This window comes from Gloeocapsopsis sp. IPPAS B-1203 (genome assembly GCF_002749975.1).
Lineage (GTDB): Bacteria > Cyanobacteriota > Cyanobacteriia > Cyanobacteriales > Chroococcidiopsidaceae > Gloeocapsopsis.
The window spans coordinates 1-23,968 of sequence record NZ_PEIG01000016.1 but is presented as its reverse complement, the minus strand read 5'-3'; the positions used below and the strand labels follow the sequence as shown (position 1 = coordinate 23,968).

General features: G+C 40.5%; 21 protein-coding genes and 1 pseudogene. 5 read left to right on the top strand and 17 right to left on the bottom strand.

Going from position 1 to position 23,968, the window contains the following annotated elements:
- Positions 1 to 9 precede the first annotated feature (9 nt).
- Together CSQ79_RS22340 and CSQ79_RS22335 are read right to left on the bottom strand one after the other, a co-directional pair.
- A complete protein-coding gene (locus CSQ79_RS22340; RefSeq protein ID WP_099703333.1) occupies positions 10 to 399 on the bottom strand; it encodes a metal-sensing transcriptional repressor in 390 nt (129 codons plus the stop codon).
- 221 nt (positions 400 to 620) lie between these two features.
- Complete coding sequence (locus CSQ79_RS22335; protein ID WP_099703332.1) at positions 621 to 1,880, bottom strand: ABC transporter substrate-binding protein; 1,260 nt, start codon at positions 1,878 to 1,880, stop codon at positions 621 to 623.
- Between the two features lie 217 nt (positions 1,881 to 2,097).
- On the opposite strand from CSQ79_RS22335, the gene CSQ79_RS22330 reads away from it, so the two are divergent.
- Entirely contained in the window at positions 2,098 to 3,417 is a 1,320-nt protein-coding gene (locus CSQ79_RS22330) for an ABC transporter substrate-binding protein (RefSeq protein WP_099703331.1), read from the top strand.
- Positions 3,418 to 3,423: 6 nt separating this feature from the next.
- Here CSQ79_RS22330 and CSQ79_RS22325 read toward each other — a convergent pair whose 3' ends face one another.
- The 12 genes from CSQ79_RS22325 to hrmK all read right to left on the bottom strand — a co-directional run bounded on the left by CSQ79_RS22325 (position 3,424) and on the right by hrmK (position 17,356).
- Positions 3,424 to 4,461: a glucokinase gene (locus CSQ79_RS22325; protein WP_099703427.1), complete on the bottom strand. Its 1,038-nt coding sequence runs from the start codon at positions 4,459 to 4,461 to the stop codon at positions 3,424 to 3,426.
- A 95-nt stretch (positions 4,462 to 4,556) separates the two neighbouring features.
- Positions 4,557 to 5,204 carry a histidine phosphatase family protein gene (locus CSQ79_RS22320; protein WP_099703330.1) on the bottom strand — a complete coding sequence of 216 codons (648 nt, stop codon included), beginning with the start codon at positions 5,202 to 5,204 and terminating at the stop codon, positions 4,557 to 4,559.
- Between the two features lie 101 nt (positions 5,205 to 5,305).
- Entirely contained in the window at positions 5,306 to 5,479 is a 174-nt protein-coding gene (locus tag CSQ79_RS28350; protein ID WP_354000926.1) for a PIN domain-containing protein, read from the bottom strand.
- 70 nt (positions 5,480 to 5,549) lie between these two features.
- Positions 5,550 to 5,654, bottom strand: a complete 105-nt coding sequence (locus CSQ79_RS28695) for a PIN domain-containing protein (protein WP_354000925.1) — start codon at positions 5,652 to 5,654, stop codon at positions 5,550 to 5,552.
- Positions 5,654 to 5,890 carry a hypothetical protein gene (locus CSQ79_RS22310; protein WP_289501433.1) on the bottom strand — a complete coding sequence of 79 codons (237 nt, stop codon included), beginning with the start codon at positions 5,888 to 5,890 and terminating at the stop codon, positions 5,654 to 5,656. The genes CSQ79_RS28695 and CSQ79_RS22310 overlap by 1 nt, the downstream gene beginning before the upstream one ends.
- A 102-nt stretch (positions 5,891 to 5,992) precedes the next feature.
- Positions 5,993 to 6,676 carry a class I SAM-dependent methyltransferase gene (locus CSQ79_RS22305; RefSeq protein ID WP_099703328.1) on the bottom strand — a complete coding sequence of 228 codons (684 nt, stop codon included), beginning with the start codon at positions 6,674 to 6,676 and terminating at the stop codon, positions 5,993 to 5,995.
- Positions 6,677 to 6,704: 28 nt separating this feature from the next.
- Positions 6,705 to 7,526 (bottom strand): ATP-dependent sacrificial sulfur transferase LarE, encoded by an 822-nt coding sequence (gene larE / locus CSQ79_RS22300; RefSeq protein ID WP_099703327.1) that lies wholly within the window; start codon positions 7,524 to 7,526, stop codon positions 6,705 to 6,707.
- A 180-nt stretch (positions 7,527 to 7,706) separates the two neighbouring features.
- Positions 7,707 to 10,481: an ATP-binding protein gene (locus tag CSQ79_RS22295; RefSeq protein WP_099703326.1), complete on the bottom strand. Its 2,775-nt coding sequence runs from the start codon at positions 10,479 to 10,481 to the stop codon at positions 7,707 to 7,709.
- 40 nt (positions 10,482 to 10,521) lie between these two features.
- A complete protein-coding gene (locus CSQ79_RS22290; RefSeq protein WP_099703325.1) occupies positions 10,522 to 12,756 on the bottom strand; it encodes a GAF domain-containing protein in 2,235 nt (744 codons plus the stop codon).
- Positions 12,757 to 12,760: 4 nt separating this feature from the next.
- The gene (locus CSQ79_RS22285) at positions 12,761 to 13,207 is read right to left on the bottom strand and encodes a response regulator (protein WP_099703324.1); all 447 of its coding nucleotides are present in this window, start codon (positions 13,205 to 13,207) and stop codon (positions 12,761 to 12,763) included.
- 6 nt (positions 13,208 to 13,213) lie between these two features.
- Complete coding sequence (locus CSQ79_RS22280; protein WP_099703323.1) at positions 13,214 to 15,442, bottom strand: ATP-binding protein; 2,229 nt, start codon at positions 15,440 to 15,442, stop codon at positions 13,214 to 13,216.
- A gap of 63 nt (positions 15,443 to 15,505) precedes the next feature.
- Positions 15,506 to 17,356 carry a hybrid histidine kinase/response regulator HrmK gene (gene hrmK / locus CSQ79_RS22275; RefSeq protein WP_289501432.1) on the bottom strand — a complete coding sequence of 617 codons (1,851 nt, stop codon included), beginning with the start codon at positions 17,354 to 17,356 and terminating at the stop codon, positions 15,506 to 15,508.
- 421 nt (positions 17,357 to 17,777) lie between these two features.
- Here hrmK and CSQ79_RS22270 point away from each other — a divergent pair, with 421 nt between their 5' ends.
- On the top strand, positions 17,778 to 18,644 hold the full coding sequence (locus CSQ79_RS22270; RefSeq protein WP_099703321.1) for a branched-chain amino acid ABC transporter permease: 867 nt from the start codon (positions 17,778 to 17,780) through the stop codon (positions 18,642 to 18,644).
- 129 nt (positions 18,645 to 18,773) lie between these two features.
- Here the strand turns inward: CSQ79_RS22270 and CSQ79_RS22265 are convergent, their stop codons facing one another.
- A complete protein-coding gene (locus CSQ79_RS22265; RefSeq protein ID WP_099703320.1) occupies positions 18,774 to 18,911 on the bottom strand; it encodes a photosystem I protein PsaX in 138 nt (45 codons plus the stop codon).
- Between the two features lie 241 nt (positions 18,912 to 19,152).
- Positions 19,153 to 20,052 (bottom strand): lipoyl synthase, encoded by a 900-nt coding sequence (lipA, locus tag CSQ79_RS22260; protein WP_099703319.1) that lies wholly within the window; start codon positions 20,050 to 20,052, stop codon positions 19,153 to 19,155.
- Positions 20,053 to 20,541: 489 nt separating this feature from the next.
- Between lipA and CSQ79_RS22255 the strand changes: the two genes are divergently transcribed.
- The gene (locus CSQ79_RS22255; RefSeq protein ID WP_099703318.1) at positions 20,542 to 21,093 is read left to right on the top strand and encodes a response regulator; all 552 of its coding nucleotides are present in this window, start codon (positions 20,542 to 20,544) and stop codon (positions 21,091 to 21,093) included.
- A 520-nt stretch (positions 21,094 to 21,613) separates the two neighbouring features.
- On the opposite strand, the gene CSQ79_RS22250 is transcribed toward CSQ79_RS22255, so the two are convergent.
- Positions 21,614 to 23,134 (bottom strand): YifB family Mg chelatase-like AAA ATPase, encoded by a 1,521-nt coding sequence (locus tag CSQ79_RS22250; RefSeq protein WP_099703317.1) that lies wholly within the window; start codon positions 23,132 to 23,134, stop codon positions 21,614 to 21,616.
- Between the two features lie 63 nt (positions 23,135 to 23,197).
- Here CSQ79_RS22250 and CSQ79_RS22245 point away from each other — a divergent pair, with 63 nt between their 5' ends.
- Positions 23,198 to 23,548, top strand: a complete 351-nt coding sequence (locus tag CSQ79_RS22245; RefSeq protein ID WP_099703316.1) for a histidine triad nucleotide-binding protein — start codon at positions 23,198 to 23,200, stop codon at positions 23,546 to 23,548.
- A 257-nt stretch (positions 23,549 to 23,805) separates the two neighbouring features.
- Positions 23,806 to 23,968 (top strand): annotated as a pseudogene (locus CSQ79_RS22240) (photosystem II q(b) protein); the annotation flags it as partial.

Sequence of the window (23,968 nt, the reverse complement as noted above, 5' to 3'; positions counted from 1 at the left end):
TAATTTTGATTAGGGCAAAAATCTATCTAAGGCAGCTTTTAACTCTGCCATTTCTACTTCGATGTTTCCTTCTTGAGCAGCTCTTGTAATACACTCACTAAGATGTGCGTCTAAAATCATTCTGGCGACTCGATCTAAGGCACCCCGTACTGCAGCGATTTGTACTAGTACCTCTGGACACGGGCGACTTTCCTGCACCATGGTTTTAACACCACGAATGTGTCCTTCAATACGTGACAAGCGATTCACAATGCTTCTGAGTGATTCCTCGCTGTGGACGTGGGGATGCACTGACGAATCCCCAAGGCGATCGCCTACGCTATGATTGTCGTGGCTATGGGAATGTTCCTCCCTGGTGATAGGCAATTTATCTTCTGCTAATCGATGAGAACGATTCATGAGTGATCAACGCACATGAGGATAGATATAGATCCTAGCTTATCGTTGAGCCAATGATAAAAATACCCATTGGAAATTTTATATTTTGAGAAACATTATTGTCGTCAGGAAATGCAACTGAGTTTGGTAATAGGTATTATTAAAAAATGCTATAAATGTACATAAAATTTTACCTATTTTGTTATAATAATATGAAACTTGTAATTGAAATATCTTCTAATCTACTGCATCAATTCAATTTCTCGATTTGCAGTATCTTGAGCTTGTTGCATAGCAACTGCGAGGGTTTGTTCGCCTAACATTGCACTAATAAATTGATTGTTAAAATTATTCAAAATCGTTGGTAAATTTTTACCAGCTTGCCATACAGTTGCATAGTTTGCACCTGCAATAAACGGTGCATATAATGGCTTGCGATCGTAACCAAGTTCTTGCGTAACAGATTTACGAGTTGGTAATGCAACTCCTGTACTTGTCCAAGCTTTCATTCCCTCTTTTCCTGTTAAATAAGCCAGTAATTGCCATGCTTCTTGTTTATGCTGTGATTTCTTATTCATTACATAAGCAACAGTATAAGCCATCGTGCCTTTTCTTCCAGCAATTGTTGGTACCTCTGCTGTTGCATATTCAAGCTCTGGAAACGTGTCATCTAAATAAGGAATCAACCACGGTCCTTCAATAACCATTGCAGCTTTACCTTGACCAAATATTTCGCCTCCTGACGTTGTACCAGCATCAGAAGGTTGAGCAGATGATTGATCTTGTCGATACTGATCGACGATTAATTGTAAACCTTGTAAACTTTCTGGTGAAGCAAATACAGCCTGTTCTGACGTATTAGTTAACTGACCACCAAAAGCTTTAATGACAAAATACTGTCGTGCTAGTTCTGGCGTAATTCCGAAACCATAGCGGTCAATTCCAGCATTGTTATTGCGATCGACAGTTAGTTTTTTAGCATACTCTCTCAATTCTTTCCAAGTTTGCGGTGGTTGTGATAAACCAGCTTCAGCAAAGGCTTGCTTATTGTAAAACAAAACAAGTGTAGAAAAGTCTTTAGGAAAGCCATAAGTTTTGCCATTTTGTTGAAAAGCAGCAAGAAGTGAAGGTTGAAAGTCGGCAATATCAAATTCCGGTTTCACATAACTATCTAATGGTTCTAATACACCAGGTTCAATAAGTCCAGGTGCTTCTAAAGCATCAAGATAAAAAACATCTGCTGCAGTATCGCCAATCAAACGAGTTTTCAATACATCCATATATTCATCAGCGATCGCATCATATTTAACCTTAATCTGAGGATGCAAAGATTCAAACTCATTTAATACTTGTTGTAAAAGCTGTTTCTCTTGTAAATTACTCCATCCACTAAGAGTTACAGTAACAAACTTATTGTTGCTATCTTGCCTTGCAATACACCCAGTAAATATAATGATTCCGCAGATGAAAAGAAAAACAAATGACCAAAACCTTTTAAACATGAAGCAATATTGACCTTAGGATAAATAGTAACTTTCTTGGTTTTTAAAATTCCTGTTACTCTCTTTTTTCCGTGTTTTCTATACTACGGAAACTCTAACGTAGGATTCTACAACGGAGAAAATTTCCGCACGAAAGTGTCCTTTTCTGTAGTTCGTTTTAAAAAAGTCTTAAACTTCCAATACAATGACTATACTAACGTTTTGTCCTCAAAAAATGATGATACAAAAAAATCAAAATGTATTTAAACACTTTTCTCAAATAGCGTTCATCCTAACTCTAATCATTGTATTGACGTTATCATTACTGGGATGTCAACCGATATCAAATACACAAGCAACCAGTATCACTAGAATAACATTTTGGCATGGTGTTAATCCGCCATCCAATCGAGACGTGCTACAAAAATTAGTCGATCAATTTAATCAAGAACATCCAAATATTCAAGTAGAATCACTTTACATTGGACAAGCCGAACAGCAATTACCCAAAATTTTGGCAGCAGTAGTCGGCAATGCACCACCAGATTTATTATGGTTCAACGCCACATTAACAGGTCAACTTGTAGAACTTGATGCGATTCGCCCTCTCGAAGAGTGGCTAACAGCATTACCCGTCAAAAATCAACTCGATCCAGCATTATTTGAATCAATGGAGTATCAAGGACACATTTGGTCAGTTCCTTTTGGGACAAATAATACAGGAGTATTTTATCGTCCTGGTTTATTTCAAGCTGCGGGAATTACAACATTACCCAAAACTTGGGAAGAATTGCGCCAAATTGCGCGTCAGTTAACTCGCGATACCGATGGTGACAAGCGGATCGATCAACACGGGATATTTTTACCTTTAGGTAAAGGCGAATTTGCGGTATTTTTGTGGCTACCGTTTATGTGGAGTGCAGGTGGCGAGTTAGTCGCGGATACTCAACAAGCCGCAGCCGTCGATTTAGCTAATAATCAAGGTGCGATCGCTGCGTTACAATTCTGGCAAAATCTCATCGCTGATGGTTCCGCCGTGTTGTCGTTACCCGAACGCGGTTTTGAAATTGATGATTTTCTGGCTGGTAGAGTCGCAATGCAGCTGACAGGACCTTGGACACTGGGACAACTCACAAGTACTGGTGTCGATTTTGGCGTGTTTCCTCTTCCAGTTGATCAGCGTCGCGCTACTGGAATTGGGGGCGAAAATTTATTTGTATTCAAATCCACACCACAACGCGAACAAGCCGCACTTCAGTTTACCGAATTTGTCTTAAGCGAACAATTTCAAACTCAATGGGCGATTGGTACAGGTTACTTACCCGTGAATCTCAAAGCGCGAGAAAATGAGCAATACAAAGCGTTTGCGACAGAACAGCCAGCGGTGCAAGTCTTTCTAGATCAAGCACAGTATGGGCGATCGCGTCCCATTTTTCCTGGATACAGTCGCGTCTCAGAAAATATTGGTCGGGCGCTAGAAGCTGTGTTACTACGCAAGAGTTCACCTACTGAATCCCTACAAGCCGCCCAGCAGCGATTAAACTTAATTTTTCAGTAATCTTGTTTACAATTTAGCTGCATACAAAGCCGCGCCAATTAATCCAACTTGCGGGTTGAGCACAATATAGACTGGTACATCTTCTAAAATTGAACGCATCCGCCCTTTACTTGTAAAAGCATGAAGAAAGTTGCCTTCTTGAATGAGTGGAAGGATTTTAGGCGCAATTCCACCTGCTACATAAAGCCCATTGTAAGGCAGAAGTTTTAAGGCAAGATTCCCAGCTTCTGCACCGTAGGCTTCAACAAACATTCGTAAAGTTTGTTCGCTGAGGCGATCGCGCCCTTCTAATGCAGCCGTTGAAATCGCCGCCGCCGGATCGACACTTTTTTCACTTCCTGCTTGTTTTTCCCAGGTACTCACGATTTGAGCAATCTCAGGGGATTCTGTAGCATAAGAGCGATCGCGTAAAAACTGATAGATTGCAATAATACCTAAACCTGAAACAACCCTTTCAACCGAAACTCTTTGAATATCATGCTTATCAAGCAGATACTTCAAGAGCAAAAATTCTAACTCAGATCGCGGTGCAAAATCTGCGTGTCCGCCTTCTGAAGCGAATACATCAAACTCTTCTCCTTTTTTGATCAAAAATCCTTGTCCTAACCCAGTCCCTGCGCCAAGGACTGCAACTGGGGCTAATAATTGCGGTTTACCCACTTGCAGGGTATATATATCTTCTTCCTTTAAGCCTAAAACACCATAGCTAACTGCGGCAAAATCATTAATTAACGAAATTGGTGCAATTTTTAATTCTTGTTCTAGACGTTGTGAATCGAGAAACCACGCCAGATTCGTCAGTTTTACAGTATTGTTGACGACGGGACCTGCGATCGCAAAACACGCTTTTTGTGGCGTTGTATCTTTACCAGTTTTCTCTGCTGCAGTAGCGAGAAACTGCCGGACAATTGGTACTAAATCTGTATAATTGCGGCTACTGTAGCGTTCTTCATACAGCGTTTGGATCTCGCCTATTTCTGGCTGCTGCACTAAGCGCAAAATCGTTTTAGTTCCACCAATATCGCCTGCTAATATTAATCTCATAAGATACCCTTCGCTCATTCTCAATAAACAGCAAGGGATTCTAGAGTAGCTCAAAAAAAGGTTTATCTTACCCCCTAGCCCCTCGCTCCTTGCTCCTAGTTAAACCGAATGACTTCTTCAACTTTGCTTAAATGAGATGTATCTCCTGCTAATTCTAGTAACCAGTCTGGATCTTGACGTACAACTTTGACTAGACTGCACAAAGATGCTTTTACTTGATCTTTTGCACTTGCACCAACAAGCCCCACAGCACCACCTAACACAGATGCACCATGTCCTACTAATAGAATATCTTCTGAAAAGAACTCATCAGCAAGAATTGTTGTGGTTTTCCCTGCACGTACTAGCATTTCGGCGTGAGTTTCAGGATATTCTGGGATAATGCGCGAAGTATAACTCAGATCAATTCGCGGATAGAGTTCAGTTAATGCCTCAATTGACAATTTTTCAGGCATTTCTGGAAACCAAGCCGGATTTAACCATTCACTCAAACCCGCTTCTAATTTGATTGGTAAATCTAAAGCTTCAGCGATTTGGTTTGCTGTTTGCACTGTACGCAAGAATGGAGAAGCAAAGATATGGGCAATGTTTTCCGATTTCAAGCGTTGTCCTAATTGATAAGCCTGTACCACTCCATCATCCGAAAGCGGCGGGTCGAAGCGTCTTTCGGCAGTATTAAACCACTCTGGGTTAACAAAGTCAATGCGGTTTCCGTGTCGTGCAATCCAGACAATTTGACTCATGCAATAAAATCTCTCGTATGCTCCAATCGTTACTGTAGCGAAGACAAACGTACTAGGAGTGTTCCTGCTGATAAAATTGGTAAATTACTGCCAGCAAAATCTTAAGTATCACGAGTGATGATAACATCTAGATTCTCTGATGTTGCACAAGCTAGCTGAATTGCATCCTCAAAATCAGGTATCTTCTGGGATGATGTGGCAGTTTCTAAGATACTTCGATCGACGCTACAAACTTGCATCGCTGTCAAAATTCTGAATATTGCTTGTTTTGCGATTTCTCTACTTCTTTGTTTTCTTACTATGTAAAAAATGTCTGTTAAGGTTGTCGCTGTTATATCCCCCTAACTATTGAGTTTCTATTGCTCTAAACAAAGCTTTAGCATCCCTAACAAAGGGTTCTCTTTCTAGAAGTAAATCTAAGATAATATTAGTATCTACTAATACCCGCATTAAAGGTATTTCTCCTTTAATCGTTCTTCTCGCATGGCTGCAACTTTTTCATCAGTTAGTGATGGCTGATCATTTTTGAGAATTCCACGTAGATGTGTCAGTGTCCCTTCGGTAGGTTCTGGGCGCGTTCTTAGCTCATCGCTCAAAGATCGAATCATTGCTTCTACTAATAATAGGCGATCGCTCACTGATAGTTGATCAGCTTCTTTACGTAGTTTTTCCCAAGACATTGACATATTTTTTACTCCTTTGAAGTGACTAATGACTAGATAATTACCAATTACCCACAGTATTTTAGTTATTCAACTGAGAATTAGTTCAATCATTGAGGCAATTTACTATTTATAAACACGTAATAACTGATTTCCACCTTTTTGAAATTCGTATGCAACTTGCTTAATTTCTGTTGTGTAACCCTGGTTTTGGAGATGAGTCATTACTGGTTCTAACCAAGGAGATATATCATTTGAGAAGTTAACAAGTAGGGGGAAAATGCGAACTTCTTTGGCTACTCGGCACAGTTCTAGAACTGATTGGAGATGAAACTCTAATGAAAATTGCTCAGAATAAGTAAATAACAAATGCGCGCATAAAGCTAAATCAAATTCTCCTGAATCAAAGGGTAAATTTGGTAACTCAGCCGTAATGTATCGCCCTGCTGCAACTCCTGTAGGGAAGTCCTCAAGAAACTGACGCATCGCCGCCATTCTAATTTTCCCTAATTGTTCTGGCGATTCAATATCTTGCCATACTAGATGATCGCGAGTTTCCTGAACGCCCTTAAGAATCACCGGATAAGTTTCTTGAATACGTTGAGCAATTTCCGCATGAGTAAAGTGATAAATTGGGTCACAAGAAACAACCTTGTAACCCCTTTTTGTCATCTCTACATTAAAACTTGCAGGACCACCAGCACAATCAAGAATTCTTAATTTAAAATCATCAAGAGTCAAACCAAACATCTTGATATATTCTGGTAAAGATCGTCCCCAAGGAACAACATTCTCTAATTGAAAACTCACACTTCCTCTACGTCTTTTTAGTTCAAACTTATACTGAAGTCATCACCTGTGGCAAAACTTGATTTAGCTTACCGCTACGATAGCCCTCCAAGTCCAATGTGACATACACAAAGCCAAACTCCTGAAACGCTCCTACTAGCGTCTGTAAATCGGTTGTTAAGACAAATTCCTTAATCTTCTCTGGCGGTAACTCAATACGCGCCGTATCACCCTCAGAACGAACGCGGAGATTTTGCAAACCTAATCTTCGCAAATACATTTCCGCCCTACCTACGCGTTGCAACTTAGCTACAGTAATTTCTTCGCCGTAAGGAAAACGCGAACTTAAACAGGGTTGTGCAGGTTTATCCCACCACGGTAAACCTAACTGTTGCGACATTTGACGAACTTCAGCTTTAGTCACGCCAACTTCAGCTAGAGGCGATCGCACGCCACGTTCTTTTGCAGCTTGAATTCCTGGGCGATAATCGCGCAAGTCATCAGCATTCACACCATCCACAATATAGGGATATCCCATTTGTTGTGCTAGCGGTTTGAGCGTGTCGTGTAATTCACTTTTGCAGAAGTAGCAGCGGTTTACTGGGTTGGCTGTGTAGTTAGGATTATCCATTTCATGCGTTTGGATAATCTGATGCGCAATACCAATTTGTACAGCTTGGATTTTGGCATCTTCCAACTCTTCAGGTAACAGCGATGGCGATACCGCTGTCATTGCCAAAGCGCGATCGCCTAAAACATCAAAAGCAATCTTAGCAACTAAGGTACTATCAACTCCCCCAGAGTAGGCAATTAAAGCCTGTTCCATGTCTTGAAATAATGCTTGTAGTTGCGCTAGTTTTGTCTCCAGCATTTTTGTTTATCACTCACAATTTGTCCTTAGATCCATTGTAGAGAGAGTGGCTAGTGACTAGTTATGAGTTATGAGTGCTGAGTTATGAGTTATGAGTTGAAGAGAGTAGTTGAGACAATTCTTTTAATAATTGCCTCCAGCACCTTTCTTCGCTTTCCAAAACTCAAAACTTTTTAGGATTCAAAACTCAAAACTTATAACTTCGCGAAGCGGTAAGTGGAGTGTGAAGCAACTACCGCGCCCTAATTCTGACTGTACGGTGATATTGCCACCGTGAAGTTGTGCAAGCTTACGTGATAAAGCTAAGCCTAAACCCGTACCTTCATACTTACGATCTAAGCCGCTATCTAACTGCTGAAAAGGTTGAAATAATTTGGCTAAATCTTCTTGGGAAATACCAATACCTGTATCAACTACAGCAAACTGAATTTCTGTTGATGTTTGGGCGATATCTAAAGTTACCGTTCCGAAGTCAGTAAATTTAATTGCGTTTGCTAAAAGATTAACTAAAATTTGCTTTAAACGGCGTTTATCAGCAATACAGCTAGTAACATCTGGTGCAATTTGTAATTTGAGTTGTAATCCCTGTGATTGAGCGCGTTCTTGCAACATTGATATACAGGCATCGGCAACTTCTGCTACAAAAAATTGTTCTAATTGTAGTTCTTCTTTTGCTGTTTCAATTTTAGTTAAATCTAACAAGTCATTAATAAGTTCTAATAAGTGCTTTCCTGAAGCAGAAATTAGTTCTAAATATTGCATTTGTTTATCATTTAATGTACCAAAAACTTGTTCTATAAGTACACTGGAAAAACCTAATATTCCAGTAAGTGGCGTACGTAATTCATGACTCATATTACTTAAAAACTCAGTTTTTGCACGATTAGCCGCTTCTGAAAGTTGTTTTTCGTGTTCTAGTTCTTGGGTACGTTGCTGTACAATTTCTTCTAAAGATTCATAACTGCGGGCATTATAAAGTGCGATCGCAGCTTGTTCAGCAATGCGCTGTAACAAGTTAATTTCTTCAGACGTAAAAGTACGATATGTAGTTGTTGTCTGTATTGATAAACCACCAAATAGCTGATCGCGTACAAAAATCGGTACACTTAGTACAGAAAGAGTTTGAGCTTGTTCAATTTGCTGTAAACGTGCTGGTGTTGATAGCTCCTGAGCATAATTAGGAGCATGAAAGAAATGGCGGCAAAAAAAATCAGAATCGGGATCGAGTAAGTCAGGCCAATCGGCAATTGGTGCGGTAAAATTTCGCATAGAGACAACTTCTTCATGCATCCGCCATTCATTGAGCACTTGAATTTGCCTATTCGTAAAAGCAAAAATGACAACGCGATCAACTGCGAAGTATTCTCCTGTAAGTTGGACAATTTGACATAAAACACCTTGCGGATCGAGACTAGAGTTAAGAGTACGACTAATTTGATTGAGCGATCGCTCTTGTAGTGCTTGTCGTTCAATGCGCTCAGAAAGTCGGGCTTGTTGCATGGCGATCGCAACGATACTAGCTACTTGCTCAGCAACTTCTTTTAGCTTGGTAGGAAAATTACCCAAAGAAGCTTTCGCTAAATTAAGCGAACCAATCAGTTCTCCTTGAGCAATTAAGGGAATGTTTATGTATGCACGCACATGATTTCCTAGTAATAATTCTGCTGCTGTTGGCATTTCTGACGCTAGCGTTTCCTGGACAACATTCATCTCGCCACGTTGTAAATTTTCAAGCTTGCCAAATGCTGCAAGAGGTAAACAGATCTCTGGTACAAGAGTTTCGCTGTTAGTGCGGATAGCCAGCAGGGTAAACTCATTTTTTTCAAAATCAAACATTGCTAGACTGATCCGCGTACAAGGTATAATCTGAGCAATCTGTGCAACTGCAGCTGCTGCAATATCACTTAACGAGCGCGTTGCTAAAATCACTTGGTCAAGTTCGTGTAAAATTTTTAGGCGTTGAGCAGAATAATTGAGTTCTGTTTCTGCTTGCATCCGTTGTGTGGCAAAGCCTCCTAACAAAATACCAGTCAATGAAATTGCCATCATGCCAAATTGCAAAGCAAAAATATTGGAATTACCCTGCTTTGCTTGAATAAAAATAGCGACACCAATATTGATAAACAATACTGCTGCTGCTGCTCTCTCAAAACCATGCCGAATTGCAATCCAGATTAATGGCATGAACACAAAATAACTGTAATCTAGGCTTTGTCCACGTTGCGCTCCGTAAGCTGCCCAAATTGCAACAGACAGCATAGCTATTTCTAACAGCAACTGGGGACGTTGTTTCGGTGTCAAAGGTATTAAAGGAGGCTCTACCGCTGGTGCTTCTTGCTCTTTGTAAGTCCAAATCCAAGGTAACTGACGCAGCAAGATTACAAGAAACGGTGTGAGCATTGCAATTCCTGTCGCTGCTCCCGCCCAGGAGTGCAATGTGTATGTTAACCAACCTGATAAAGGGATTGCTCCCAGCACAACAATGTTTAATGTTTGCAATGCACCAACGACTAGAGGTGTTACTATTGTCATGACGACAATAAACCACATCACATCGCGCAAGGTGCGTAAGCGCGGGTTGATTTTAATTATTCGCAGCAATAAAGCACAGCCACCACCATAACCAAATGTTGTGACTAAGTTGAAAAGTAATAGCGTATTAAAGCCTAAATCGTGACTCGTAATTAGGTATTCATGTACGAGTGTATTTAAAAATAATGCAGGAAGATAACGTAGTCCAAATACTAAAAGCAGTGTGACATCTAACCCTACAGGTGGATACCAAACAAAAATTTCTGGTGCAGTCGCAAAGAATAATGCAATTTCATCGCATGCTGCCCAAATTATCAGATATGCTTGAAGCATCCCTAAATAACGCAGTGGTTGGGGAATGCGTTGCTGCAATCGTAGGAGTGCCCTAGAAATCTTTGAACTAAGGGTGCTTGTTGTCGTCATAAATCTCTGTGTACTCCCTGAGCTTTGGTCGCTAGCTCGATTAATTGATCTGCGGGGAGTGAGGCAAGATTACGGTAAAGCAACTACCACTTCCAAGCTGCGACTGTACTGTGATATCACCACCGTGCAGTCGTGCAAGTTTGCGCGATAAAGCTAAACCTAAGCCAGTACCTTCGTATTTGCGGTCAAGTCCGCTATCTAGCTGCTGAAATGGTTGAAATAAAGTTTCTTGATCGGGAGGAGAAATGCCAATACCAGTATCAATAACAGAAAATAAAATTGCCGCTTCAGTCTGCTCAACTTTTAAGGTTATTGAACCAACTTCTGTAAATTTAAAAGCATTAGAAAGCAAGTTGACTAAAATCTGTTTTAACCGTCTTTGGTCGGCAACGCAAGTACTGATGTCAGGGGCGATCGCAAACTTCAGTTGTAGTTCTGGTAATTGGTTTTCTGTAAATAAAGCTAAACAGTCTTGACATGCTTTTAGTACTTCAATTTTTTCTAAAGCTAGTTCTTCTTTCCCTGCTTCAATTTTTGTTAAATCTAAAAGATCGTTAATTAATTCTAATAAGTGTTTACCACAGGTATGGATACCGGCAATGTATTGTTTTTGCTTAGCATTTAAACTACCAAAAATCTCTTCTATTAAAATACTTGAAAAACCTAAAATGCCAGTTAAAGGAGTTCGTAACTCATGACTCATATTACTTAGAAATTCACTTTTTGCCCGATTTGCTGCATCAGAAAGCAGTTTTTCTGCCTCTAACTCTTGAGTTCGTTTTTTGACCAGTTCTTCAAGCAGTTCATAACTTTGAGCATTGTACAAGGCGATCGCTGCCATATCAGCAATTCTTTGAAGTAAACTAATCTCTTCTTCAGAGAACTCCTGCTCCCGTGTCATAGCATGTAGTGCTAAACCACCAAAAAACTCACCTCTAATAAAAATTGGCACGCTTAACACTGTTAGCTGTGGAACACTCTTGACGATATCTACTTCTTTTGACGTTGCACGAATTTTCTCCATGTGTGGAGCATAAAAAACTTTATAAGGAGAAAAATCAATAGCTGCGCTCCACTCAGTCAAAGGGGTAATATACCCTAATAAAGAACAAATTTCTGCTGAAGAACGCCATTCTCGCGTAATTTCAATTTGCTCATTTTCTAAAGCATAAATCATGACTCGGTCAACCGCAAAACATTCACCTGTGAGCCGCACAATTTCTTGTAAGATGTATTCAGGATCGAGACTAGAATTTATTGAACGAGAAATTTGATTGAGTGTTTTTTCCCATTGAGTTTGTTGCTGTAGTTGACGAAACAATTGTGCTTGATGAATAGCGATCGCACACTGATTACTAATAGCTTGCATTAGAGAAATTTCATCAGAATTCCATACGCGATCGCGATCGCATTGGTGAAGCACAATTCCTCCTAAAAGTGTTTGTTGATATAATAAAGGAGCAATTAAAACAGAATTTATATTCCAAGCTTTAATCAGATCTCGCAATGCTAATGGAATATTAGAATCATTACAACTTATAGTTATAATTTCTCCTCTTTGAAATGCTTCTTGATAGTGAGGATAAATAAAACATTTAACACCTATGCAATCTTCTCGATTCAACGTTGCGGCACTAACATGATTAACCCACATTTCTTTTTGAACATCAGGCTGAGAAATGAAGCATCGACTAGGATTTAAAGCATCATGTAGCGCGTCTACAGTAGATTTAAGAACCTCATCGAGTATCAAAGTTTCGCGCATTGCTTGCACAATGCGGTTGATAATTGCTTGCTGCTGTGCCTGTTGTTGAATGCAAACGATTGATGCTTTTTGCTGACGACGTAAGGCAAATTCTGCTAGCGATCGCTGAAGTACCATTGGTAAGCGAAACAACCGTTCTTTCAAGACATAATCAGTCATTCCTGCTTTGATGCATTCAACCGCAGCTTCTTCTCCCAAACTACCCGTAACTAAAATTAACGGAATTTCTTGTGCTGATTGCTGCAATAACTGTAATACTTGATATGCCGTGAATTGTGGTAAGCGATAATCTGCTAGTACAGCATCATATTGCTTCGTTTGTAATAATTGCTCGCAGTGTATTAAGTTATCAACTGCATCGTAAACAAACTGGATCTCTGCTGTTTCTAGAGCGATTACCATTAACTCGACATCTGCTAACACATCCTCTACAATCAGCAGTTTTAGACTTAGTTCTCCTTTTTGCTTTTGCACAGGCTGAGATTGAGCGCAATTAAAAACGTTGATCATGCCTCTAAAATTCAGGTGGTAGCAGTGGCTTTTTGAGTAAAACCCAACACAAGCCAATTTGACGAACTATACTGATAAATTTTTCAAATCCAAGAGGTTTGGTAACACACTGATTAACTCCTAGAGCGTAACAAGCATTTAAGTCTTTGTCATCTTGAGAAGACGCTAAGACAACTACGGCAATATCACGAGTGCGAGGATGAGCGCGAATTGCTTGTAAAACTTGAATCCCACTAATTTTTGGTAGCTTGAGATCTAATAAGATCAGATCGGGTAATGGGCGATTTGGCAAACTACCTTCTGTGCCTAACAAGTATTGTAGTGCTTGTTCGCCGTCATCTAAAATATCAATTTGATTCACAAAATGGTAGCTTTCTAAAGCTAGTTGAAAAAGCTCAACATTCAAAGGTTCATCTTCTACAAGAAGAATCCGAGATGGCTCAACTTCCACAATAATCTAGTCCTCAACCACTTGCCCGAGTTTAAAATAAAAAGTAGTTCCTTGATTCGGTTGACTATCAACCCAAATTGTGCCTCCGTGTCGATGAATAATGCGCTGTACGATTGCTAAACCAATCCCTGTTCCTGTAAACTCCCTTTGTGAATGTAGGCGTTGAAAAGCATTAAAGAGCTGATCGGCATATTCCATTTGAAACCCAACACCGTTATCTTTAACAAACAAAGTACGATCTGATAAAGAACCAATTTGGATAATTGCTGGCTGTGCATCACGACTGAATTTAACAGCGTTATCAATTAAATTAATCAAGATCTGTTGAATCAATGTTGGATCTCCTCTCACTGTAGGCAAGCGATCCACCTGAAACTCTATAGCACGGCTGGGGGAATCCTCAACTTGGCTCATTACTAAAGAAATTGCAGTTTCTACTAACGTATAAAGCTCGACAGGTTGCTCTACTAATTGCTTTCTACCTACGCGAGAAAGTGTCAGTAAGCCATCAATTAACATCGTCATGCGTTCGCTACTACTTTGGATAGCTTCGATATAACGATTAACTTTGACATCAGCGGTGCGATCGCGTTCTAGTTGCTGTGCTAGCGCCTCTGCAAAACCAGTAATGTGCCGTAAAGGAGCGCGTAAGTCATGGGAGACTGAATAGCAAAATGATTCAAGTTCTTGGTTCGTTGCTGCTAGCTGCGCAGTTCGTTCTTGCACTTGTTGCTCTAACGTAACATTCATCTGGCTGAGTGCAGTTTCAGCTTGCTTGCGCTCAGTAATGTCCAAGATACTACCGACAACACGCACTGCGTTGCCATTTGGATTGCGGACAATCAACCCTTTTTCCCAGACATAAATGTACTGACAATCTCGATTGCGGATGCGATATTCCAAAGAGAAATCAGTACAAGCACTTTTCAGAACTTGTGCAATGTAGTTGCGAGCATACTTTTGCTCGTCAGGATGAATGCGTTCAAACCACCAATCGTCAGTAGAATCAGCTTCTGTTGTCCTGTAGCCAAGAACATCAAATAGCCCTTGTGTTCTAGTAATTGTCTTTTTAGTCAGATCCCAGTCGTAGATGATCGCGTTAACGGCTGCTGTCGCAAGTTGAAAGCGCTCATTTGCTTGTTTAAGTTCTTGCTCAACTTGATTGCGTTGTGCAATCTGGCTGGATAGCGATCTTGTCATGCTATTGAACGTATTAGCAAGCTGTTGCATTTCCTGGGGAATATGTTCTAAGGTCATACGGGCTGTGAAATCTCCACCTGCCAAGCGATTAATCGCATATGTGAACCGTCTAATCCAATGCAGAATAAACACATTACTCCCAATCCACAAAATTGCGATCGCACCAGCAGTAATCATGGCTAGCCCCAGTAGATTGCGTTGTAAATTCCGCTCAGCAATGGCAAACGGAGCCTTTTCAGAAAGCCCAATACCCATATAAGCGTTAACTTGCGGTAAGTCACTCAAGCTACTAAAGGCATACAAACGAGGAATTCCATCGACATCAACAACCTCCACCACACCGTTACCTTGTGCCAAAATTTTTTGAATGATTGGCAAGTTAGGTGCTTTGCCTACCCATTCAGTTTTGGGATAGTGCGCAAGGACGATACCTTTGAAGTCAACAATAATTAAAGAAGTACTAGGTGGTAGTTTAATTTGAGCAATGAATTGGTTGAGCCACGCTAAATCCAAGGAGGCAAAAACAACTGATTCTACTTGTCGATCTGTCGTATTAATGACAGGATAGCCAAAAACAATGACTGGCTTACGAGTCATGCGACCAATTTGATAATCACTCACAGATAACTGCTGTTTTTGGATAGCATTTCGCATCCAAGAGCGATCTGCAAGGTTAACGTTTTGGCTGGGAGTAGAACTGCACGACACGTTACCACTACGTTGTACAACTCCCAAAGATGCATAACGCGGGTACTGTTGTTGTAAACTTTTCAATAGAGAGCTACAAATCCTATGACTACTTTGAATTTGAGGTAGCTGTGCTAAAATTGCGAGCAACTGCTGGGTGTCGGTAATGACTTGTTCATGATGAGTACTGACAACCCGTGTTAACAATACGGCCTGCTCCCGTATGTAAGCCTTGCGTAACTGCAGTTCTTTCGTGTAAGCATAAAACGTGAGTCCTAACCCTGGTAAAACAGCAAGGAGGACAAGACAGTTAAGGCGGGTACGAAGACTATTAAAATGACGTGACATGGAATATTTAGTCTAGGTAGGAGATTAGTCCCCACACTAGCGTTCGGCTTTCTCCACAAAATATCAGTGATTTGGATCACTGTACTTGTTCACTAAGCTTGCCAAAGCCTGCAGATCAATCGGTTTAGAAATATAATCAATTGCTCCTGCGGCTAGACAAGTTTCGCGATCGCCTTTCATTGCCATTGCGGTTTGAGCAATTACGGGAATTTGACAATACTCCTCATTGGCTTGTAGCTGTTGGATTAAGGTTAGTCCATCGACGTCAGGTAAATGAACATCCATCAAAATAACTGTTGGTTTCTTTTTTGGCAGTGCTTCCCACATCTGTGCAGCGCTATTTACCCAAATAACTTGGTGTCCTAACTTCCGCAAGTACGTCGTCATCAACTTAGCGTTGTGAAAGTTATCTTCTACCAACATCACAGTAGCAACTTTGGATGCGGGAATTTGAGGAGCAGTTGTTTGTATAGAGACTTGCGACTTGCCTTCTGAAGAATTGCGATCGCCTTTTTGTACCTCGGCTGCAGTGTTAGCAACTGCTGCTGTTAAAGGAAGAACAATTGTAAATTTTGAACCGCGATTTACTCTTGATTGGACTTCTACACAACCACCATGAAGTTGTGCGAGTTTCTGCGTCAAAGCTAATCCTAAACCTGTTCCTTCTTGACGCCCAGCAACGACGTTAGAAATTTGAACGTAAGGCTGAAATAGTTGCGACTGCTTCTCTTGGGCAATTCCTGTACCTGTATCCCATACTGTAAAGTGGATAAATACACCTTTTTGTTGAACCTGTAAGCCGACTGCACCTTTGTTGGTAAACTTGAGGGCATTGGAAAGCAGATTAAACAGCATCTGTTTTAAACGCAACGAATCTGCCACCAAGGTAGTAGCGTTAGGATCAATATCTAGTTGCAGTTGTAGATTTTTGTCACTGGCTTTTTCTTTGACTAAACCAATTGCACTACGGCAAAGCTCAGGAATATTGACAGTTTCTTTGGCAATTTCTAGCTGATTTGCCTCAATTTTGGATAAATCTAAAATATCATTGATTAATGCTAAAAGGTGTTGACCGCTAGTCAGAATAATGTTGAGATACTCTTGATGTCTATGATTTTCTGGATTGTATCCTTGTGCTTTTAAAAGATGTGTAAAACCAAGAATTGAACTGAGAGGAGTACGAATTTCATGACTTGTATTCGCTAAAAATTCGCTTTTTAACTTGTTAGTCCGCGACAGATCGCGATTTTGAATTTTTAATTGCTGATAGTTAACGGTTAGTGCTTGTAATTGCTGCAGTTGTACAATAACTTGCATAGTTGCATTCAGCGATCGCTCAATCAATTGCGGCTGAAGTTGTCTTTTTAACTTTTCTGTAAATGTTGCATTCATTGGTAACGCTGCTGTGGCGATCGTCAACCAAGCAACAACTCCTTGCTCATTTTGTAACACCCATGCAGATTTGGGCTTTTGATTCTGAAGTTTTTGTAAATCTTGAAGTGAGATGACTTGTTCTAGTTGCCAAAATTTGTGTTTGCTTGATACTCCTGTTGATTGCTGCAATTGTGTTGTCGCATCTGTGGATAAGGCAGTATAGCAAATTTGATAGTCTAGTTCAGTCAGTACCGCAACGCCAGTGTTATGAGTAACAGCAAGTGGCGATAAGCCCTGAGGAAGTGCGATCGCGACTTTGTTTGTTTTGAAAGAAACGCTAAGTTGACGTACAAGTGTTTGAAAAACTTCAGATTCCAACTCTTGTAAAGATTGTTGACTATTCCTAGCACGAGCTAAGCAGCTATTAATTAGACTTTGTAACTCGTTTAAACTACGTTCTAGCCACAAATCAGCAAGCAACTGCTGAAATTGCAGCACCTCCGAACTAGCAACCTTTTGCTCAATAGGTGTTGCGTCCACTTGTATCCCTTCTAGTAGTACTAAACTGCTGCATATAAAGCTTTAAGCCATTCAAAAAAGCTCAATTAGTGGGTACGCATCAGGTTGAAACACCATCATGATTTAACTCAAGTTGTCAGCAAAGCAAACCCTTCATAATTATGTATTCCCCAAATTTTCCCAATTGAATCATCTGAATGCTTTTTTTTTTACTTACTTAAGCTTCAGTGACTTGAGTGGAGAAGGAAATTTTCTATTTTATTGTTATCTATGTTCCACAAGAAAGTTGTGATATGAAACCAGATGAGATGAGTCGGCTGACCAAATTACATATTGAGACGCGGGGTAGGCATCTTGTCTGCCTCCATGTGAGTCATGATACAACCATAGATTATTGTTGCCTCCTTAAGTACAATTCATACTCGACTCGCAAATTAATCAAATGGACGTACAACAAGCCCAACTTATCGTCAATGGAATTGCAGTAGGTAGCATCATTGCTTTAGCTGCAGTAGGATTAACACTAACCTATGGAATACTGCGTTTGGCAAATTTTGCTCACGGAGATTTTATGACGCTGGGAGCTTATCTCACGCTCGTTGTTAACACCGTAGGAGTGAATATTTGGCTTTCTATCTTCATAGGAGCAATTGGTACTATAGCCGCGATGCTACTAGCAGAAAAGCTACTTTGGTCGCGAATGCGTACTTATCGTGCGACTTCTACAACACTGATTATTCTCTCAATTGGACTTGCACTTTTCGTGCGCTATGGCATTGTCTTTGTTTGGGGTGGTAGCAATCAAGCTTACAATCTGCCTATTTCTCCTGCAAGAGATATTTTTGGTCTTAAAGTTCCTCAAAATCAAATTATTGTGCTTGGTTTAGCAGTGCTAGTCATTTTGGCATTGCACTACTTATTGCAGAATACAAAAGTTGGTAAAGCAATGCGTGCGGTTGCTGATGACATCGATCTTGCCCGAGTTTCTGGTATCAATGTTGACCAAGTTGTAGTTTGGACTTGGGTGATTGCTGGCAGTTTAACGGCATTAGGCGGTAGTATGTATGGCTTGATTACCGCAGTACGCCCTAACATGGGCTGGTTTCTTATTTTACCAATGTTTGCTTCTGTAATTTTAGGGGGAATTGGTAATCCATACGGTGCGATCGCTGCTGCTTTTATTATTGGTATTTCCCAAGAAGTCAGCACGCCTTTTCTCGGTTCCCAGTACAAACAAGGAGTAGCACTTTTAATTATGATTCTGGTGCTACTGATTCGTCCCAAAGGTTTATTTAAAGGAACCATCTGAATGTATGAGGTTAGGGGTTAAGCGCTAGCGGAAAGATAGTTATCCCTCTAACACCTAACAACGCTAGTTTACGGTAATGACACTCACTTGAGATCAAACTAGCTCCCTAATCCTCAAAATTTAAGTAGACTAAGGATTAATGACGCGGAAATAAATTGCAGCGATTAAGAAGTTGCCCGCTAGTAAGATAAGGGAAATGATAGTCCGATATGGATAGGGAGGATTACCTGTCTTAATCGTGGCATCTTTGGTAGCTTGAGCAGTCATAAGATTCAACTCCTAATGTTGTAACTTACTAAGAAATACCAAACATTGGTTTCTTTGAGTACATTTCTCTAGAAATATTTTTATAGGGGTGAGGGGTGTTAGCGCAGCGGGACGAAGTCCGGGGTGAGTGGCTAGTGAAAGAGTAGGAGTGTTGTAGAGCAGGCGAGTAGGCGAGTTGTAGAGATTGAGAGATTTAATTGCTGTTTTTCCATAACTACCCTCATACCCGCTACCCGCCTACCTAACTACCCTCTGTACCTGCATGATATGAACTGCGTACTAAAGGACCAGAACGAACGTGTGTAAACCCAATTTCACGAGCGATCGCACCTAAATGCTCAAATTCTTCAGGTGTCCAGTATTTTTGCACTGGGAGGTGTTCTAGAGAAGGGCGCAGATATTGACCAATGGTCAGGCGATCGCACTCTACTGCGCGCAAGTCTGTCATGGTTTCTATCACTTCAACTTCAGTTTCGCCGTGTCCTAGCATTATTCCGGATTTTGTAGGAATACTCGCATCAATTTCTTTAACAATTTGGAGAACTTGCAGCGATCGCTCATACTTGGCGCCACGGCGTACAGGTCCTTGTAAGCGACGGACTGTCTCGATATTGTGGTTATAACACGTCGGTTTTGCCTTGACGACTGTAGCAATGCGATCGCGTTGTCCTGCTTCTTGGGAATGGCCGCCCCAAAAATCTGCTGTTAGCACCTCAATTTGTGTCTCAGGGTTATCTTCACGAATCGCTTCCATCGTTTTGACAAACCAACTTGCACCTTGATCGGGTAAATCATCACGCGCTACTGAAGTAAGCACTACATAACGCAATCCTAATAACTGTACAGCTTCTGCTACCTTGCGCGGTTCGTCTGGATCTAGTGCCATTGGTGCATGACCTTTATCTACTTGACAAAAAGCACAGGCTCTAGTGCAAACTGGTCCCATCAAGAGAAAAGATGCCGTTTTCTGAGCATAACACTCACCACGATTAGGACAGCGACCTTCTTCGCAAATAGTATGAATTTGACGTTGCTTGATAATTTTTTGAACTGTGGATATTTCACTCGCTTTTCCGATCGAACGGCGTACCCATGTTGGTACTGTAAGTTCAAGATTGCGTTTAGAAGCAGGCTTAGTCATAAGCTAAAATTTAGCAACTTAGTTTAAGTAATCTCCTACACAACTAGGTTATCTCCGAAATGTTGCTTGCGACCTACACCTACACTCGACTAATACTGCATTTTTCAGTAGACAAATTTGCAGATTTCAATCAAGTGTACTCATGACTACCGTAGTTTTACTTAAATCCTCAATTTACTGAAAATAGCCTTAGTGTAGTTATCAGTAAAATTTCTCTTGGACTGAGATCGGTAGCAGCGTTAATTTTATTCTATAAGGTCATCGTTATAAATTATAGGAGAAATGTCATCCTGGCAACTTCTATATTCCAAGGTTAGCACTGTTAAGCACAAGCAACAAATAGGGACAAGTACACAAATTATTAATCTACTTTCTTAGTATTAGCAAAAAACGCTGATAGTATTTATCATTCATTGTTTGGATACCGTGTAATTGTAATTACATGGAAAATTTATTATGCATTAATTTTATTTTAAGGGAGTCGTCGTTGTGGCAAGTAATAAAATACTCGTTATTGATGATAGCCGAGTTATCAGAGCACGAGTTAAAGAAATGTTACCTCCTGGCAATTTTGAGATTTTAGAAGCTAGGGATGGTGTTGAAGGAATAAAACTCATATCTCAAGAATCTCTCAGCTTAATCATGCTAGATTTTCTTTTACCAAAACTGAGTGGATGGGAAGTTTTTCAACAAATTCAACAAAATAATACTTGGCAAAAAATCCCTCTTGTTTTAATGTCTGGACGTAAGGAAGAAGTCATAGAGAAAATTCAGGAACCTTTTGAATATTTTGAGTTTGTCTCTAAGCCTTTTGAACAAAAAGAATTAATTGCAGCAATTAAGTCAGCAATGTACAAAGCAAAGCTGCCACGTAAATCAGTTACTAGCAATACTACTGTTATACAAGCTTCCATAGAAGATACAAAGACAAGTGAGCTGGAAATTCTAACTGAAAAAGTTACAAAAATGCAAGCAGAAATTAATCAGTTAAAAAAACAAATGGCACAACTAGTCTCCTGGCTACATCAGCGTGCTAGCTAGCCTTAAGTGTTTATTCTGAGTTTTTACTTAATTGTCTGCTCAATAGCTACAGTTTTTGCTGTAGCTTCTAACTTAAGTGCTTAAATCAAATGGCTCAAACTTTACTTAGTTGTAGGTCACTACATTTGGTCATGCCAATTTATCAATTGTTTTGGCATCATTTTTGTACAGAGATAACGTATCGTATTACTGCGCATACAACCTATTTGGGAAAAGCCAGACTCTAGAGAATTTATGCAGAATCGCCGCGCTATCAATCTCGACCAAGCAACACGAAGCATTGATTTATCTCACACAATGTTCGCCGAACAGTCGCTAAATAGTGTAAGCTTGCAGGAATCCAACCCACTCACATCCGTTTTCATTGTAAGAATTGCAGACTCCCTGCGACTCCCTAAACGAAGTGTGATGAACCCACACTCTTAAGTTCGATTTTATCTCTAGAATTGGGTAACGGGGCGAATCCAGGATTTAGGATGAGAGAGCCGATTTATACATATGGAGTTGTGTTAATAATAATTCACTGCATTCTATCAATAGTACGATACTGAATTGCTTCAGCAACATGATGAACTTGCAAATTCTCATCGCCAGCCAAGTCAGCGATCGTACGAGCAACTTTGAGGATGCGATCGCTTGCTCGTGCGGATAAGCCTAATTTTCTAATTGCTCCTTCAAGTAAAGTAGATGTAGTTGCATCTAACTGACACCAAGTTTTCAGATGGCTACTTTGCATAGCAGCATTACAACGAATTTCTGAATCGAAGCGTTGTAGTGCGCGGTTCCGTGCAGCTTGTACTCTTTGTCTCACACTATCTGAATTTTCTCCAGTAGACTGCTGCGTAATTTCTTCTGGTTTCAAGCGATTTACAGCAACTTGTAAATCAATGCGATCCATCAATGGACCCGAAAGTTTTGCCCAATACTGCTCTCTTTGTCGTGGCGAACAGGTACATGGTTGAATTGAGTCGCCATAATAACCACACGGACAAGGATTTGTACTCGCAACTAGAGTAAACTGTGCTGGAAAAACGACAGATTGCCTCGTCCGCGATACAGTCACATAGCCATCTTCAAGCGGCTGGCGCAAGAATTCTAAGACATCACGTTTAAATTCTGTTAGTTCATCTAAGAACAGGACACCATGATGCGCTAGTGAAATTTCTCCAGGGCGGGGAAAGCTACCACCACCGACAAGTGAGGGACCAGAAGCCGAATGATGTGGACTCCGAAAAGGGCGATCGTTTACCAAAGAACCATGATTTTTTAGTAATCCAGCGACTGAGTAAATTTGTGTTGCTTCCAAAGCTTCAGCAAAACTCAAAGGTGGTAAAATCCCTGATAAACGGCGAGCTAGCATTGTTTTTCCACTACCTGGAGGTCCTACAAAAATTAAGTTGTGTCCTCCTGCGGCGGCAATTTCTAATGCCCTGCGTGCATGAGCTTGACCTTTGACGTCTTTTAAATCCCCACTGTACGAGCGCGTCTTACTCAACTGCTGTATATTGCTCTGCACTGGTTGATATCGCTCTGGATTATTTAGAAAATGAGAAACTTCAGATAAATGCTTAAAACCATATACTGCCAAATTTTTGATTAGTGCAGCTTCTTGAGCATTATCGGCAGGAACAACCAAACCTGCAATGCCTAATTTATGTGCAGCAGCCGCAATAGGTAATACTCCAGCAATAGGGCGTAGCGAACCATCAAGCGAAACTTCACCTAGAAATAGATAATCTCCTAATAGTTGAGCGCTAATCTGCTCTGACGCCGCTAAAATACCAACACTAATTGGTAAATCAAAACTTGGTCCTTCTTTGCGCACATCAGCAGGTGTTAAGTTAATCACAATTTTACGCATGGGAAAAGCATATCCAGCATTCTTGAGCGCTGTTTTCACTCTTTCGCGTGATTCTTGTACTGCTGTGTCAGGTAGTCCTACAACAACAATTCCTGGTAATCCACCAGCTACATCGATTTCTACACCCACCTTCAAAGCATCAATACCGACAATTGATGCACTCCAAACCCGCGCTAACATTAGTACTATTTATTCCAGAACAATAACCCTTTAAATCTCTAGCAGAATTAAACGTAGATCAGTATGAGTGAAATCACAGAAACTATTTTCAGCAGAATTATCCGGCGAGAAATCCCCGCTGATATCGTTTATGAAGACGACCTAGCACTTGCTTTTAAGGATGTTAATCCGCAAGCCCCAGTACACATCCTTGTTATTCCTAAAGAACCGATCGCAAAATTAGCCGATGCTGAATCAAAAGATCATGCATTGATGGGACATCTGCTACTAACAGCAAAGCGTGTCGCACAGCAAGCGGGGCTAGAAAATGGTTATCGTGTAGTCATCAACACTGGACCCGATGGCGGTCAAACGGTGTATCATTTACACCTCCATATTTTAGGTGGAAGGCATATGAATTGGCCTCCTGGCTGATGTAGTCAACACAACTAGTTATTAACCAGACTCCACAGTTTTTTATTCGGGGCTAACAACCCCTAGTTACGAACTCACCAAATATCTCTACTAACTCGCTTTGCAATCAGCTAACCCTAAAAGAAAAATAAATATTTTTCATAAGGAAAGCTTATATTTAAAAGATTTACAAATCTCAATGAAGCATTTAAGCTAATAAATAAGGAAATATTCCTACCCTTTTTGGGTTTAGATAACGACAAAAAGCAATCATAGATATGACAACAACTCTACAAAGACGCGAAAGCGCATCATTGTGGGAGCGGTTTTGCAACTGGGTAACATCAACAGATAATCGGCTATACGTAGGCTGGTTTGGAGTATTGATGATCCCAACCCTCTTAGCAGCAACAACCTGCTTCATCATCGCATTTATAGCAG